This window comes from Mesorhizobium sp. J428 (assembly GCF_024699925.1).
Lineage (GTDB): Bacteria > Pseudomonadota > Alphaproteobacteria > Rhizobiales > Rhizobiaceae > Mesorhizobium_A.
Genome location: NZ_JAJOMX010000001.1, coordinates 1,566,678 through 1,580,999, shown reverse-complemented (window position 1 = coordinate 1,580,999; position 14,322 = coordinate 1,566,678). Strand labels below are relative to the sequence as shown.

10 protein-coding genes and 2 pseudogenes are annotated in these 14,322 nt (G+C 67.8%); 9 read left to right on the top strand and 3 right to left on the bottom strand.

The features are described 5' to 3' along the window. Nucleotides 1-27 precede the first annotated feature (27 nt). Together LRS09_RS07875 and LRS09_RS07870 are read right to left on the bottom strand one after the other, a co-directional pair. A pseudogene (locus LRS09_RS07875) lies at nt 28-1,024 on the bottom strand (ABC transporter permease). A gap of 22 nt (nt 1,025-1,046) precedes the next feature. Next, the gene (locus tag LRS09_RS07870; RefSeq protein WP_257805216.1) at nt 1,047-2,558 is read right to left on the bottom strand and encodes a sugar ABC transporter ATP-binding protein; all 1,512 of its coding nucleotides are present in this window, start codon (nt 2,556-2,558) and stop codon (nt 1,047-1,049) included. Between the two features lie 126 nt (nt 2,559-2,684). Between LRS09_RS07870 and mtnK the strand changes: the two genes are divergently transcribed. Together mtnK and mtnA are read left to right on the top strand one after the other, a co-directional pair. After that, nucleotides 2,685-3,953, top strand: a complete 1,269-nt coding sequence (gene mtnK / locus LRS09_RS07865) for an S-methyl-5-thioribose kinase (RefSeq protein ID WP_257805215.1) — start codon at nt 2,685-2,687, stop codon at nt 3,951-3,953. Next, a pseudogene (gene mtnA, locus LRS09_RS07860) lies at nt 3,950-5,048 on the top strand (S-methyl-5-thioribose-1-phosphate isomerase). Before mtnK ends, mtnA begins: the two are co-directional and overlap by 4 nt. Before the next feature lie 6 nt (nt 5,049-5,054). On the opposite strand, the gene LRS09_RS07855 reads toward mtnA, so the two are convergent. Continuing rightward, nucleotides 5,055-5,966, bottom strand: a complete 912-nt coding sequence (locus LRS09_RS07855; RefSeq protein WP_257805214.1) for a LysR family transcriptional regulator — start codon at nt 5,964-5,966, stop codon at nt 5,055-5,057. 140 nt (nt 5,967-6,106) lie between these two features. Here LRS09_RS07855 and atzF point away from each other — a divergent pair, with 140 nt between their 5' ends. The 7 genes from atzF (at nt 6,107) to LRS09_RS07820 (ending at nt 14,316) form a co-directional block, all read left to right on the top strand. Then, entirely contained in the window at nt 6,107-7,906 is a 1,800-nt protein-coding gene (gene atzF, locus LRS09_RS07850; RefSeq protein WP_257805213.1) for an allophanate hydrolase, read from the top strand. A 112-nt stretch (nt 7,907-8,018) separates the two neighbouring features. Further along, a complete protein-coding gene (locus tag LRS09_RS07845; protein WP_257805212.1) occupies nt 8,019-9,125 on the top strand; it encodes a BMP family ABC transporter substrate-binding protein in 1,107 nt (368 codons plus the stop codon). Nucleotides 9,126-9,330: 205 nt separating this feature from the next. Beyond that, nucleotides 9,331-10,440 (top strand): ABC transporter permease, encoded by a 1,110-nt coding sequence (locus LRS09_RS07840; protein ID WP_257805211.1) that lies wholly within the window; start codon nt 9,331-9,333, stop codon nt 10,438-10,440. Further along, nucleotides 10,437-11,357: an ABC transporter permease gene (locus tag LRS09_RS07835; protein ID WP_257805210.1), complete on the top strand. Its 921-nt coding sequence runs from the start codon at nt 10,437-10,439 to the stop codon at nt 11,355-11,357. Before LRS09_RS07840 ends, LRS09_RS07835 begins: the two co-directional genes overlap by 4 nt. A 7-nt stretch (nt 11,358-11,364) precedes the next feature. Beyond that, complete coding sequence (locus LRS09_RS07830; protein WP_085467017.1) at nt 11,365-12,087, top strand: cysteine hydrolase family protein; 723 nt, start codon at nt 11,365-11,367, stop codon at nt 12,085-12,087. Then, a complete protein-coding gene (locus LRS09_RS07825) occupies nt 12,084-13,631 on the top strand; it encodes an ABC transporter ATP-binding protein (protein WP_374684821.1) in 1,548 nt (515 codons plus the stop codon). Before LRS09_RS07830 ends, LRS09_RS07825 begins: the two co-directional genes overlap by 4 nt. A 1-nt stretch (nt 13,632) precedes the next feature. Next, on the top strand, nt 13,633-14,316 hold the full coding sequence (locus LRS09_RS07820) for a cysteine hydrolase family protein (protein ID WP_257805209.1): 684 nt from the start codon (nt 13,633-13,635) through the stop codon (nt 14,314-14,316). The last annotated feature ends 6 nt before the right edge of the window (nt 14,317-14,322 follow it).

The window sequence follows — 14,322 nt, the reverse complement described above, 5'->3', positions numbered from 1 at the left end:
CCACCTGAGACCTGGTTTGAACGACGGCTACCGGGCGGTCCGACCCGACAGCGAGAAGGTGAATACGAGCGCGACGACCAGCACCGCGCCCTTGATGAAATCCTGCGTGTAGTAGGGCACGTTCATCATGGTGAGGCCCTGCAGCAGCACGCCGACGAATAGCGCCCCGACGGCCGTGCCGAAAGCATTCGGCTTCGAAGCTCCGAGCACCGCGTAGCCGATCAGTGCCGCCGCCACCGCGTCGAGGAGAAGATTGTTCCCCGAGGCGATATCGCCGCGTCCCAGCCGCGCTGCGAGCAGGATTCCGCCGATGGAAGCGAAGACGCCGGAGATGATGTAGGCCCAGATCTTGTAGGCCTTCACCGGGGCGCCGGCGAACTCCGCGGCGCGTGCGTTGGATCCCACCGCATACATCAGCCGGCCAAAGCGGGTGTATTCGAGGAAGAACCAGATCAGCACCGCAAGCACGATCAGCACCACGACCGACGCCGGCACCAGGTTCGGCAGGATGAAGTCGAAGCGGTGGCGGCCGAGCGCTAGGAAGGCCGGGTCGAACTGGCCGGTCGCCGTGGAGCCGTCCGGCATCGTCATCCCGGCCGCGATCGAGCGGCCTTCGGTCGGGATGCGCTGCAGGCCAATCAGCAGGAACATCATGCCCAGCGTTGCCAGGAGGTCGGGCACGCGCAGGTAGCAGATGATGATGCCGTTGATCAGCCCGACCAGCGCGCCGATGGCGAGGCAGACGAGCACGGCCACCAGCGCGTTCTGCTCCAGCACCACCATGACATAGGCCGCCGCCATCATCGCGCTGGTGGCGATCGAGCCGATCGAGAGATCGAAGCCGCCGACGACCAGCGTCGCGGTCACGCCGAGCGCCAGGATGCCGGTCAGCGACACGGACTGCAGGATGAAGACGGCCGCCTGCGGCGAGGTGAAGCCGCTCGTCGAGAACGAGAAGAAGATCACCAGCCCGGCCAGCAGCGCCAGGAAGCCGTACCCGGATGGCGAGGTCGCGCAGGGTCAAGGGGCAGTCTCCGATATCTTCATCAGGCGGCTCCGCGCAGGCCGCGCCCGGCGACCTCTGCGAGGAGCCGGTCCATGTCGACGCCATGGTTCATGTGCTCGCCGACGATCGTGTGTTCCGACATGACCAGGATACGGTCCGCCGTCTCCAGTGCCTCGTCCAGCTCGGTGACGAAGAGGACCGTGGCGCGGTTGTGCGCCGTCGCGCGCAGCTTCGAGGCGATGTCGTGGCGGGCCGCGATGTCGACGCCCTGGAACGGCTCGTCCAGCACGAGCAGGCGCGACGGCTCGGCGAGCCAGCGGGCCACCATCGCCTTCTGCTGATTGCCGCCGGAGAGCGCGGACATCTCGTCCTTTTCGCTGCGGCAGACGATGCCGAGCTGCGAAATCTGGTCCTGGGCGCGCCGCCGCTCCTCGCCGCGCCGCACGATCGACAAGCTGGACAGCCGGGCGAGGAAGGGCAGGCTGACGTTCCTGGCGAGGTTGAAGTCCGGCACGATGCCGCTGTCGGCGCGGTCCTTCGCCACCAGGAACACGCCGCGGGAGATCGCCTCCAGCGGCCTGGCCGGCGCGTAGGGCTTGCCGTCGAGCTCCATTCGACCGGCGAGCGGCTGGCGCAGGCCGAACAGCGTCTCGGCCAGCACGGTCTTGCCGACGCCGACGAGGCCGGTGATGGCGACGATCTCGCCCTCGCCGAGCTCCAGCCGGAACGGCTGGGAGGCGGGAGCGATGCGCAGGTCCTCGGCACGGAGCACCGGCGTTCCGGCCTGCCGCGCCTCGATCGTGCCGTGGCCGGCCTTGCGGCCGAGCATGGCGTCCACCGCGCCGGAGTAGTCGAGCGGCTTGTCCTCGAACCGGCCGGCGATCGCGCCGTCGCGCAGGCTGACGATGCGGTCGGCGAGGCGGCGGATGTCGGACATGCGGTGCGAGATGTAGAGGATGGCGACGCCGTCGGCGCGCAGCCGGTCGAGCAGCGCGAACAGCCGGTCGGCCTCGCTCGACGACAGCGACGAGGTCGGCTCGTCGAGGATCAGAACCTTCGGCTGGTGCGCCATGGCGCGGGCGATCGCGACGAGCTGGCGGTCGGCCAGCGTCAGGTCCGCGACCTCTTTCGTCAGATCAATCGACAGGCCCATGCGGTCGGCTACGGCCTGCGCCTCGCGGCGGATGCGGCGCGGGTTCAGGAGCAGCGGCGCGCCCTTGCCGCTCAGCCGGTCGAGGGTGAGGTTGGAGGCGACGTCGAGCGCCGGCACCACGCCGTCATTGATCGCCTGGTGCACGGTTACGACCCCGGCGCGCATGGCCTCGGCCGGTGTGGAAGGGGCAAAGGGCGTGCCCGCCAGCTCCATCGTGCCGCCGCCGGAGGCATGGATGCCGCTGACGATCTTGACCAGCGTCGACTTGCCGGCGCCGTTGGCGCCCATCAGCACGGTCACCTCGCCCGGATGCAAGACAAGGTCGACGCCCTTCAGCACCCTGTTGGGGCCGAACGACTTCATCAAGCCTTTGACGACAAAGACCGGTGTGCCCTGCAATTGATCCTCCCGGATCATGACGCTACGAACCATGCCGTCAAATGTCAACTGGATTGACAATTGCCAGTCTGGCTCCTAGCGTCGCCCCCGCTCTCCTCCATATGGGAGGATCAGGGGAGACGGATCATGACGGATGCGCCCTATCAGGCGTTGACGATAGACACGCTGCCGACCCGCCTCGGCGGCATCGACGCCTTGACCAGCCGCATCGGGCCGCCCGCGTCGTGGCGCTCGCGCGAGGTCGGCGACGGCAATCTCAATCTCGTCTTCATCGTCGACGGCGAGCGCGGCTCGATCATCGTCAAGCAGGCGCTGCCCTATGTCCGCCTCGTCGGCGAGAGCTGGCCGCTGCCGCTCAAGCGCTCCTTCTTCGAATATCATGCGCTGACCAGGCAGGAGGCCCGGGCCGGCAAGGGCGCCGTTCCGGAGGTCTTCCACTACGACGAGACACAGGCGCTCATCGTCATGGAGTTCCTCAGCCCCCACGTCATCCTGCGCCGCGCCCTGATCGAGGGCCGCATGCCGCCGCGCATCGCCGAGGACCTCGGCCTGTTCATGGCCCGCACGCTGTTCCGCGGCTCCGATTTCTCCATGACCGCCCGCGAGCGCAAGGCCGACCTCGCGCTGTTCGCCGACAATGTCGAGCTGTGCGACATCACCGAGAACCTCGTCTTCACCGATCCGTATTTCGAGGCGCCCCTCAACCGCCACACCAGCCCCGAGCTCGACGGCATCGTGGCGGAGCTGCGCGCCGACCGCGACCTCAAGGTCGAGGCGCAGGCGCTGAAGCACCTCTTCGCCGCCAGGGCCGAGACCCTGCTGCACGGCGACCTGCACTCCGGCTCGGTCATGGTCACCGATGCCGACACCCGCGTCATCGACCCCGAATTCGCCTTCTACGGACCGATCGCCTTCGACGTTGGCATGCTGCTGGCCAACTACTGGATGGCCTTCTTCGCCGCCCGCGGCCACGAGGGCGACAAGCCGCGCGACGGGATGCGGGCGTGGCTGCTCACCGTCATCACCGAGACGTGGCAGGTCTTCCATACCGAGTTCTCCCGGCTGTGGCGCACCGAGCGCAAGGGCATGCTTTATGCCTCCTCGGTCTTCGAGGACCGGGGCGATCCGCTCGGGGCCGAACAGGCCTTGCAGCGCGTTCTGGGTGATGTCTTCACCGACATGCTGGGCTTCGCCGGCGTCGAGATGCACAGGCGTATCCTCGGCCTCGCCCACAATGCCGATTTCGAGGAGATCGCCGACCAGGGCCTTCGCGGCGAGTGCGAGACGCGCGCGCTGAAGCTCGGTCGGCATCTGGCGGTCAACCGCCGCAGCATCCGCTCGCTGGCGGAAATCAACGAGCTGGCGGTCCGCCTCGACGAAGGAGCAGTTGCGTGAAAGTCGGCGAACGCCATTACCGGACGATCTGGCTCAACGAGGATGGCTGGTCGGTCGACCTGATCGACCAGCGCAAGCTGCCGCACGAATTCGTCGTGGTGAACGCGCAGTCGATGACCGACATCGCGGTGGCGATCCGCGACATGTGGGTGCGCGGCGCGCCGCTGATCGGCGTCGCGGCCGCCTATGGCGTCGCACTCCAGATGCGCGCCGATCCGTCCGATGCCTCGCTCGACGAGGCCTGGGAGCGGCTCAACGAGACGCGGCCGACCGCGATCAACCTGCGCTGGGCGCTGGACGCGATGCGGGCCTATCTGAAGCCGCTGCCGGCGGCGGAGCGCGCCGACGCGGCCTATGCGAAGGCGGCTGAGATCGCCGACGAGGACGTCGAGCTCAACCGCGCCATCGGCCGCAACGGGCTGGAGATCATCCGCGAGATCGCGGCGCGCAAGAAGCCGGGGGAGAAGGTCAACATCCTCACCCACTGCAATGCCGGCTGGCTCGCCACCGTCGACTACGGCACCGCCACCGCGCCGATCTACCTCGCCGCCGAGGCCGGCATCCCGGTCCACGTCTACGTGGACGAAACGCGTCCGCGCAACCAGGGCGCCTTCCTCACCGCCTGGGAACTCGCCGGCCACGGCGTGCCGCACACGCTGATCGTCGACAATGCCGGCGGCCACCTGATGCAACATGGCGAGGTCGACATGGTGATCGTCGGCACCGATCGTCCGACGGCGCAGGGCGATGTCTGCAACAAGATCGGGCACCTATCTCAAGGCGCTGGCGGCGAAGGACAACGGCGTGCCGTTCTACGTCGCGCTGCCGTCGCCCACCATCGACTGGACCGTAAACGACGGCGTCAAGGAGATCCCGATCGAGGAGCGTTCGCCCGACGAGGTTTCGCTCGTCACCGGCCGCGCCGAGGATGGCTCGGTCCGCTCCGTGCGCATTTCCCCGGAAGCGACGCCCGCTGCCAATCCGGCCTTCGACGTGACGCCCGCGCGGCTCGTCACTGGGCTCATCACCGAACGAGGCGTGACAAAGGCCTCGGCCGAGGGGCTTGCCGAACTCTTTCCCGAACACGCCCGCTGACCGGCGTCAGCGCGTCTCCTCGCCGCTGTAGGTCTTGAGCGCGGTCGCCACCTGCATGGCGAAGCGCGCCGAGGCGACCGGCAAGGTGCGCCCGCGCATCTGCCCGAGGATCAGGTTGCCGGGCGGCAGGTCGCGTTCGGAGATCGGCCGGAACACCAGCTGCGGGTCGCCGAAGCCGGTGAGGCCGATCGGGATCTGGAAGCCGATCACCCGCTCCTGCAGCACATAGTGGCGTATCAGTTCGAAGCTCTCCGTCTCGACCAGCGGATCGACCCGGCGCGAGCCGCGCCGCGCGGCGAAATCGAGCAGGTGCCGCACGCCGTATTTTGCCGAGGGCGCGATATGCGGCGTGTCGAGGCAGTCGCGCAGCCTGATCTCGGATTTCTCCGCCAGCGGGTGGTCGGCGCGCATCACGACGTTGACCGCCTGCGGGATCGTCTCGATCACCTGGAAGTCGACCAGGTAGACCGGCTCGAACACCAGTGCGAGGTCGCTCGAATAGGAGGCCAGCTCCTGTTCCGCCTGGGCGCGGTCGCGGATGTTCACCGAGAAGGTCACGCCCGGGTGCTCGCCGCGGTAGCGCGCGATCTGCTGCGGCAGGAAATAGGGCAGCAGCGCCTGCGAGCAGGCGATGGAGACATGACCGCGCCGCTCGCCGGTCAGGTCCGCGACCTGGCCCTGCACGCGTGACAGGTCGGACAGGGTCGCGCGATAGTGGTGCAGCACCAGTTCTCCCGCCGGGTTCAGCCGCACACCGCCCGGCAGCCGCTCGAACAGCTCCGTGCCGAACTCCTGCTCGAAGCCGTTGATGCGGCGCACCAGAGCCGAAGCGGTGATGTTCATGTCCTCGGCGGCACGGCGCATGGAGCCGGCGCGGGCGACCGCCTCGATCAGCCGGAAATTCTGCAGATGACGCATATCGTGGTTCCAAAGGAGGGTGGTGCATTTTTTGCACCGCGATGGTGAATTCATAGCATTTTTCGCCAACGCAAAAAACTGCATTCTTGGCGGGCAAGGGGGCGCGGGACGATGCCTCCACGGGGCGTCAAGAACGATCGATGATCGATGAGCTGCCTTTCACGCTTGATGCGTTGCGGCGAGCCTACGCGGAGGGCCTAAAGCCCCGCGACGTTGTCACCGAGGCGTTCTGGCGGCTCGCGATAGCCACCGATCCCGGCATCTTCATCCACGAGGCCCGCGACAGCGCGCTGGCCGCGGCCGATGCGCTCGGCGCGCCCGACGGGCGGCCGCTCTGGGGAATTCCCTTCGTCGTGAAGGACAATATCGACGTGGCCGGCATGCCGACCACGGCTGCCTGTCCCGATTTCGCCTATCTTGCCGATCGGGATGCGTTCGTGGTGGCCCGCCTGCGCGAGGCAGGCGCAATCGTTCTCGGCAAGACGAACCTCGACCAATTCGCTACCGGACTCGTCGGCGTGCGCACGCCTTATCCCGTGCCGCGCAACGCCATCGATCCGGCCATCGTGCCGGGCGGTTCCTCCTCCGGCTCGGCGGTCGCGGTGGCGCGCGGCATCGCCTGCTTCTCGCTCGGCACCGACACGGCCGGGTCCGGCCGCGTGCCGGCGGCTCTCAATTCCATCGTCGGGCTCAAGCCGACGCTCGGTGCATATTCGGCAACGGGGGTCGTGCCGGCGTGTCGCACGCTCGACACCATCTCCGTCTTCGCGCTCACGGTCGCCGATGCGTGGGAGATCCACACGGTCGCCTCTGGGCACGATCCGGCGGATGCCTGGTCACGCGCCATTCCGGCGGGCGGCCTGTTCGACGCTTCGGCCTTTCGTATCGGCGTGCCGGACGAGGCGTCGCTCGAAACGTTCGGCGATGTCGCACAGGCGGCCAGCTTCCGCGCCACGGTGGAGCGCCTGCGGACGAACGGAGCCACCATCCGGGAACTCGACTTCACGCCGTTCTACGACGTCGCCCGGATGCTCTACGAAGGCGCCTGGCTTGCCGAGCGCGTGGCAGCGGTCGGGCCACGGCTGACCGAAACGCCGGAGACGCTGCATCCGACCACCCGCGCGATCCTCGAACCGGGCCTGAAGCTCTCCGCTGTCGATGCCTTCGAGGGCTTCTACCGGCTGAAGGCGCTGCGTCGCGACTGCGAGGCGGTGCTGGCAGGCGTCGATGCGCTCTGCGTGCCGACCATCCCGAGCTTCGTCACGCTGGACGAGATCGCGGCCGATCCGATCGGTCCGAACGCACGGCTCGGCACCTACACCAATTTCGTCAACCTGCTCGACATGTGCGGCATCGCGGTTCCCGTGGGGGCGCGGGCGGACGGCCGGCCCGGCAGCGTCACCCTCCTCGCTGCGGCCGGCCGCGACGCCCTCTGCGCCTCGATCGCGACTTCCATAGAAGCGGGCGCGATGGGCGCGACCGACTGGGTGCGTCCCGCTCCGCCGCCGCTCGTCCCAGCGCCTGCGACCGGCGAGATCGCGCTCGCCGTCTGCGGCGCGCACATGTCAGGCTTGCCGCTCAACCGCGAGCTGACCGAGCGGGGAGGGCGCTTCATCCGCGCCTGCAGCACCGCGCCAGCCTATCGTCTGCACGCCCTTGCCGGCGGCCCTCCCTTTCGCCCCGGCCTGGTGCGTCAGGCGCGGGGAGCCGCGATCAAGTTAGAGGTCTGGGCGCTGCCGCAAGAGCGCTTCGGCGATTTCATCGCCGGCATTCCGGCCCCGCTCGGCATCGGCACGGTCGAGCTGGAAGACGGCACGACGGTCAAGGGCTTCCTCTGCGAAGCCGCAGGTCTCGCGGGTGCTGCGGACATCACTGAATTCGGCGGCTGGCGAGCCTATCTCGCCCGGCCGGCATCCTCGAACACGGAGGCCGCCGCATGACGGCGACCGGCCGATCCACCATCCGGAAGATGGCACGGGCTTTGCCTTCTTTCCTTAGACAGAAGGGCCGCCGCCGGCGGCCGCACTCAACCCCTAGCCGCTGGAGCCTCGCATGAACAGTTTCTCGCTCAATCGTCGTTCCCTGCTCAAGGCCGGCGCCGCCGGTCTTGCCGCCTCCGCGCTTCCCTTCGGCCTCGCCCGCGCCCAGGCCCCCGTCATCCTCGGTGCCGTCTATGTCGGCCCGCGCGACGACTTCGGCTGGAACCAGGCCCATGCGGTCGCCATGGACATCCTCAAGCAGGTGCCGGGCGTCACCGTCGTCGAGGAGGAGAACGTCCCGGAGACCGACGCCGTCTCCAAGTCCATGGAATCCATGATCAATCTCGACGGCGCGAACCTGATCCTCGCCACCTCCTTCGGCTATTACAAGCCGTTCGTGGTCGAGGCCGCCAAGAAATATCCCAACGTCCAGTTCCGCCACGCGGCGCCGCTCTGGAACAAGGACACCGATCCGGCCAACGCCGGTTCCTACTTCTGCTATCTCAACCAGGCGCATTACGTCGACGGCGTCGCCGCGGGCCTTTCCACCAAGTCCAACAAGATCGGCTTCGTCGCCGCCAAGCCGATCCCGTCGGTTCTCTCCAACGTCAACTCGGTGCTGCTTGGCGCGAAAAGCGTCAATCCCAACGCCACCGTGCAGGTGATCTTCACCGGTGAATGGTCGCTGCCCGTGCGCGAGGCAGAAGCCGCCAACGCTCTCATCGATGCCGGCTGCGACGTCATCACCTGCCACGTCGACGGCCCGAAGGTGGTGATCGAGACGGCCGAGGGGCGCGGCGTGAAGAGCTGCGGCCACAATGCCAGCCAGGCGCCGCTCGCGCCGAAGGGCTTCATCACCGGCGCCGAATACAAGTGGGAGACGATCTACAAGCTCTACGCCGACGCGCTGGCGAAGGGCGAGACGCCGCCCAACTTCACGGTCGGCGGCTACCACAACGACATGATCCGCAACACCGCCTTCGGTGCCGGCGCGACGCCCGAGGCGATCAAGGCGGCGGACGCGGCCATCGAAGGCCTGAAGGCGCAGAAGCCGATCTATGTCGGCCCGCTCAAGGACAACACCGGCAAGGTGGTCATCGAAGGCACCAAGGACAACTATGATCCCGAACTCGACGGCATGAGCTACCTGCTGGAGGGCGTCGTGGGTTCCACGACGTGATCAACTGGGTGGCGTTGTCCAAGCACCCCCTCACCGGCCCTACGGGCCACCTCTCCCCCTGCCCGGGGGAGAGGAGTCGCCGATCGCCGAAGCTGCGTCTCCTCGCCCCCACGCAGTGGGAGAGAGGCGCCGAGCGAAGCGAGGCGGTGAGGGGGCTTCTTGAGCGACAACCCAGCAGCCAGCCCCCCGCGCCCGGAGCCCTCCCATGACCGCCGTCGTCTCTCCCGCACCCGTTGCATCCGCCGGTCTCTCGCCACGCGCCATCGCCTCGATCGAGGCGATCCTGATCCCGGTCGGCGCACTGGTCGTCTCCGCGATCCTGTTCTCGCTGTTCCTCGTCGCGCTCGGAAAGAGCCCGGTCACCTTCTTCTCGCTCGTCTGGACCGGCGGCTTCGGTTCCGCCTTCTCGATCCAGAATTCGCTGCAGCGCGCCGCGCCGCTCATCCTCACAGGTCTTGCCTTCGCCATCCCCGCGCGCATCGGGCTCACGCTGCTCGGTGCGGAGGGGGCGCTGGTGCTCGGCGGTTTTGCATCCGCCGCGATCGCGATCCCGCTCGTCACCTTCGGATGGCCGGCCTTCATCGGCCTGCCGATCATGGCGCTCGCCGCCATGGCGGTCGGCGGTGTGTGGATCGGCCTCGCCGGATGGCTGCGCCACTATCGCGGCGTCAACGAGACGATCTCCTCGCTGCTGCTCGGCTACATCGCGATCGCGATCATGAACTTCTTCGTCGAGGGCCTGCTGCGCGATCCGGCCTCGGCCAACAAGCCGTCCACGATGCCGATTGGCGACGCCTACCGGATCGGCTCCATTCCCGGCACCTCCGTCCACTGGGGCCTCGCTGCCGGCCTGATCCTCGCTATCATCCTCTACATCCTGATGAGCCGCACCACGTTCGGCTTCGCCGCCCGCATGACCGGCGGCAATGTGCGGGCGGCACAGGCGCAAGGCCTCCCGGTCGGCTTCCTCGTCGTTGCCTGCTGCGCCATCGCGGGCGCCTGCGCCGGTCTCGCCGGCTTTTACGAGGTCGCCGCCATCCACGGTCAGGCCAATGCCTCGCTCGTCGCCGGCTACGGCTTCACCGGCATCCTCGTCGCCTTCCTCGCGCGGCAGAACCCGCTCGCCATCGTGCCGGTCGCGATCATGTTCGGCGCGCTTGATGCCGCAGGCGGCCTCGTGCAGCGCCGTATGGCGATGCCCGATGCCACCGTGCTCGTCCTCCAGGGCATGATCTTCGTCGTGCTGCTCGTCTCGGAGACCTTCTACGGTCGCATCCCCTTCCTCCAGCCCAGGAAAACCGGAGACCGCACATGAGCGACTCGGGCCTGTTCATCGTCCTCATCGCCATGATCGGCGGCGCGATCCGCGTCTCGACGCCGTTCATGTTCGTGGCGCTCGGCGAGTGCCTCACCGAGAAGTCCGGCCGCATCAATCTCGGCCTCGAAGGCAATCTCGTGCTTGGCGCGATGGTCGCCTATGCCGGGTCCTACACCACCGGCAGCCCGTGGCTCGGCGTGCTGTTCGCGGGGCTCGCCGGCCTCGTGCTTGGCGCCATGCACGGCTACATCTGCAAACTGCCCAAGGTGAACGACATCGCCGTCGGCATCGCCTTCATGTCCTTCGGCACCGGCCTCGCCTTCTTCTTCGGCAAGCCGTACATCCAGCCCACTGCGCCGCGGCTGGAGGCGATCCCGCTCGGCTGGTGGTCGTCCAACCCGTCGATCGCGCAGGCGCTGCAGGTCAATCCGCTGTTCTTCGTCGGCATCGCGCTCGCCGTCTTCATGTGGTGGGCGCTCGCCAACACGCGCTGGGGCCTGATCGTGCGCATGACCGGCGACAGCGCCGCCTCGGCGCGCGCCATGGGCGTGTCGATCGATCTGGTCCGCCTGCTCGCCACGGCTGCCGGCGGTTTCCTCGCCGGCGTCGGCGGCGCGTTCCTGTCGCTCTATTATCCGGGCAGCTGGAACGAGGGCCTGTCCTCCGGCCAGGGCCTGATGGCGGTGGCGCTGGTCATCTTCGCCCGCTGGGACCCGATCCGCTGCGTCTACGCCGCGCTGCTCTTCGGCGCCGCCGGTGCGCTCGGCCCGGCCTTGCAGTCGATCGGCATCAGCCAGGGCTATTACTTCTTCAATGCGGCCCCCTACATCCTGACCCTTTTCATCATGATCGCCTCCGCGCGGTCGAAGAGCGCGGCGCGCGAGGTGCCGGGCGAACTGTCTCTCGCCAAGTGAGGACCAGATGAGCCTTGTCGACGAACGCATCGAAGCCGCCCGCGTACCGAATGCCGTCACGGTCGCGTCCGACCCCTATCCCTGGCCGTTCGACGGCGACCTCGGCCCGCACAACACGGCGCTGGTCGTCATCGACATGCAGACCGATTTCTGCGCGCCTGGCGGCTATGTCGACGTGATGGGCTACGACATCTCGCTCACCCGCGCGCCCATCAAGCCGATCCAGTCGGTGCTGAAGGCGATGCGGGCCAAGGGCTATCCGATCATCCACACCCGCGAGGGCCACAAGCCGGATCTCTCCGACCTGCCCGCCAACAAGCGCTGGCGCTCGCAGCGCATCGGCGCCGGCATCGGCGACCAGGGGCCGTGCGGGCGCATCCTCGTGCGCGGCGAGCCGGGCTGGGAGATCATCCCCGAACTCGCGCCCGAACCCGGCGAGATGATCATCGACAAGCCCGGCAAGGGCACCTTCATCGCCACCGATTTCGAACTGGTGCTGCGGATGAAGAACATCCGCAACATCGTCTTCACCGGCGTCACCACCGACGTCTGCGTCCACACCACAATGCGCGACGCCAACGATCGCGGCTACGAGTGCCTGCTGCTCGAGGACTGCTGCGCGGCGACGAAGGTGTCGAACCATCTCGCAGCCATCGACATGATCAAGATGCAGGGCGGCGTCTTCGGTGCGGTGGCGACCTCGGCCGCCTTCCTGGAGGCGCTGCCATGAACGCACCCGCCACGATCGCCGGTGCGATACCGCTGCAGGCCGGCCCGGCGCTGCAGACGATCGGCATGACCAAGGTGTTCGGTGCCTTCACCGCGCTCGATGACGTTTCGATCGACGTCAAGGCCGGCTCCTTCCACGCGCTGCTCGGCGAGAACGGCGCCGGCAAGTCGACGCTGGTGAAGTGCATCATGGGCTTCTACAACGCCACGCGCGGCTCGGTTCTGCTCGACGGTCAGGAAAAGTCGATCAGGAGCCCGCGCGACGCGCGCGACCTCGGCATCGGCATGGTCTACCAGCAATTCACGCTGGTTCCCTGCCTCACCGCGGCCGAGAACCTCGTCATTTCCCGCGCCGACGCGCCCGCCATCTTCGACTGGAAGAAGGAAAAACCGCGGCTGGAGGAGTTCATGGACCGCATGCCCTTCCGCGTGCGCCTCAACGAGCAGGTCTCCTCGCTGTCGGCCGGCGAGAAGCAGAAGCTGGAGATCCTGAAGCTGCTCTATCTCGAACAGCGCTTCATGATTCTCGACGAGCCGACCTCGGTGCTGACACCCGGCGAGGCGGACGAGGTGCTGGGGCTGCTCGGCGAGATGGCACGTCGGGGCGAAGTGACCGTCCTGATGATCAGTCACAAGTTCCGCGAGGTGAAGGCGTTCTGTGATTCCTTCTCGGTCCTGCGCCGCGGCAAGCTCACCGGCACGGGCGATGCGCAGGCCGCGACCGTCGCCGAGATGAGCCGGATGATGATCGGCGACACCGAGGTGCGCGAGCGCGCCCAGCGGGCGTCGCGCAATGACACGCACACCGTGCTCGACCTCGCTGGCCTCGTCGCCGAGGACGTCGAGGGCAGGCGCGTCGTCAACGCACTGAACCTCAAGGTCAATGCCGGCGAGATCGTCGGCGTCGCCGGCGTGTCCGGCAACGGCCAGAGCGCTCTGGTCGAGGTGCTCGCCGGCCAGAAGGAACTGGTCGATGGCGGCATCTTCATCAACGGCAAGCCGTTCGAGCCGAAGCGCAAGGATTTCGACCGCTTCAAGGTGTTCGGCCTGCCGGAGGAGCCGCTGAAGAACGCGACCGCGCCGCGGATGAGCGTGGCGGAGAACATCGCCTTCCGCTCCTTCGACAAGCCGCCGATCGCCAGCCTCGGCTGGTGGCTGTCGCCCGGGCCGATGAAGAAGAAGGCGGAGGACCTGATCGCCAAATACCGCGTCAAGACGACCTCGCCTGACTCGCCGATCGAAGCGCTGTCCGGCGGCAACGTCCAGCGCGCAGTGCTGGCGCGCGAGCTCTCCGGCGACGTCGACGTGCTGATCGTCGCCAATCCCTGCTTCGGCCTCGACTTCGCCTCCGTGGCCGAAATCCGCGGCCAGATCATGGAGCAACGCAACCGGGGTGCCGCGGTGCTGCTGGTCAGCGAGGACCTCGACGAGATCCTCGAACTCTCCGACCGCGTCGCGGTGATGTCGGGCGGCACCATCGGCTACGTCGCGCCGATCGGCGAGACCGACCGCAACACCATCGGCCAGCACATGGCGGGGCACTGAGATGGCGTTCACTGTCCCCTCCCGCCCTTACGATTTCACCCTCGACCCCACCAGGGTCGCGCTCGTCGTGATCGACATGCAGCGCGACTTCATCGAGCCGGGCGGCTTCGGCGATACGCTCGGCAACGACGTGGCGCGGCTGACCGCGATCGTGCCCACCGTCGCTGTGCTGATCGGCCTGTTCCGCAAGCACCGGCTGCCGATCGTCCACACCCGCGAGGCGCACAAGCCGGACCTGTCCGATTGCCCGCCCGCCAAGCGGCTACGTGGCAAGCCGGGGCTGAGGATCGGCGACGAGGGCGCGATGGGGCGGATCCTGATCGCCGGCGAGCCGGGCAACCAGATCCTGCCGGAACTCGCACCGCTGCCGGGCGAGATCGCCGTCGACAAGCCGGGCAAGGGCATGTTCTGGGCGACCGGCCTGCACGAGACGCTGACGGAAAAGGGCATCACCCAACTCGTCTTCGCCGGGGTGACGACCGAGGTCTGCGTCCAGACCTCGATGCGCGAGGCGAACGACCGCGGCTATGAGTGCCTGCTGATCGAGGACGCGACCGAGAGCTATTTCCCGCAGTTCAAGGCGGGAGCGATCGAGATGATCGTCGCCCAGGGCGGCATCGTCGGCTGGGTGACGCCGCTCTCTGCGCTGGAAGCCGCCTTCGAGGGGGCGCTGGTCGATGGCTGAGCAGAG

Bases quoted from the DNA above. Each gene is read 5' to 3' on its own strand.
- mtnK (WP_257805215.1), top strand. From the start codon at position 2,685: ATGACGGATGCGCCCTATCAGGCGTTGACGATAGACACGCTGCCGACC.
- LRS09_RS07855 (WP_257805214.1), bottom strand. From the start codon at position 5,966: ATGCGTCATCTGCAGAATTTCCGGCTGATCGAGGCGGTCGCCCGCGCC.
- atzF (WP_257805213.1), top strand. From the start codon at position 6,107: ATGATCGATGAGCTGCCTTTCACGCTTGATGCGTTGCGGCGAGCCTAC.
- LRS09_RS07845 (WP_257805212.1), top strand. From the start codon at position 8,019: ATGAACAGTTTCTCGCTCAATCGTCGTTCCCTGCTCAAGGCCGGCGCC.
- LRS09_RS07840 (WP_257805211.1), top strand. From the start codon at position 9,331: ATGACCGCCGTCGTCTCTCCCGCACCCGTTGCATCCGCCGGTCTCTCG.
- LRS09_RS07835 (WP_257805210.1), top strand. From the start codon at position 10,437: ATGAGCGACTCGGGCCTGTTCATCGTCCTCATCGCCATGATCGGCGGC.
- LRS09_RS07830 (WP_085467017.1), top strand. From the start codon at position 11,365: ATGAGCCTTGTCGACGAACGCATCGAAGCCGCCCGCGTACCGAATGCC.
- LRS09_RS07825 (WP_374684821.1), top strand. From the start codon at position 12,084: ATGAACGCACCCGCCACGATCGCCGGTGCGATACCGCTGCAGGCCGGC.
- LRS09_RS07820 (WP_257805209.1), top strand. From the start codon at position 13,633: ATGGCGTTCACTGTCCCCTCCCGCCCTTACGATTTCACCCTCGACCCC.